Annotated in this window: 1 protein-coding gene; it reads right to left on the bottom strand. The window is 43.1% G+C overall.

Features of this window, described 5'->3' with window-relative positions; genetic code table 11:
• Window positions 1–734 (bottom strand): aminotransferase class I/II-fold pyridoxal phosphate-dependent enzyme (locus tag LG31_RS0120090; protein ID WP_033116175.1); only part of this gene is annotated, 734 nt, incomplete at both ends.

The raw sequence follows: 734 nt of genomic DNA, 5'->3' as shown, positions 1-734 counted from the left end.
GCACCGCACACATTGCAGAAGCCGGACCCGCGCCACCAAGGTCATGCGGTGTCGCTTGGGAGATTAAGTAACGTCTCAGGTTGTGACTGCAACAGATAAACGAACCAAAACTTCCGTAAGCTTTTGAAAAACATCCAATGTAAACAATGTTTTCATAATCAAGGCCAAAGTAGTTTACGATTCCATTACCTCTTTTTCCATAAGGATATTCAACATCAGGTTTTTCCCCAACGACACCGAATCCATGTGCATCATCAACATACAGTAATGCGTTGTATTTCTTCGCCAGTTTGTCGAGTCTGGGCAGATCTGTATAATCCCCTGTCATTGAATTAACACCATCAACACAAATTAATTTCTTACTGATATGCTGATTTTCGATAAGTAAGTCTTCCAGTTGTTCCAAATCATTCAGATTAAAATTACACAGCTTTGAACCACTATCCCGTGCTATCTTGGCCCCTTCATACATCGTCATGTGGGCTGATTTTTCCAAAAATAATACGCCATCTTTCCCCATTAATGCCGGAATCACCCCATGATTCAACAGTGTCGTAGATGCGAAAATGCTGCAAGCCTCTGTGCCTACCAATTCTGCAATTTCCTGCTCAACCTGGTTAAACACCTCCACCGTACCAACCAGTCTGCACCAGGCAACAACGGTCCCGAAATCTCTTGTTCCGGAAATTGATGCATTTACGACATCATCATTAAAAGTCAGCCCCAAGTAGTCC

It is taken from the genome of Aeromonas lacus, from assembly GCF_000764665.1.
Taxonomy (GTDB): Bacteria; Pseudomonadota; Gammaproteobacteria; order Enterobacterales; family Aeromonadaceae; genus Aeromonas; species Aeromonas lacus.
The sequence above is the reverse complement of the archived record's forward strand: the minus strand, read 5'-3'. Positions and strand labels throughout refer to the sequence as shown.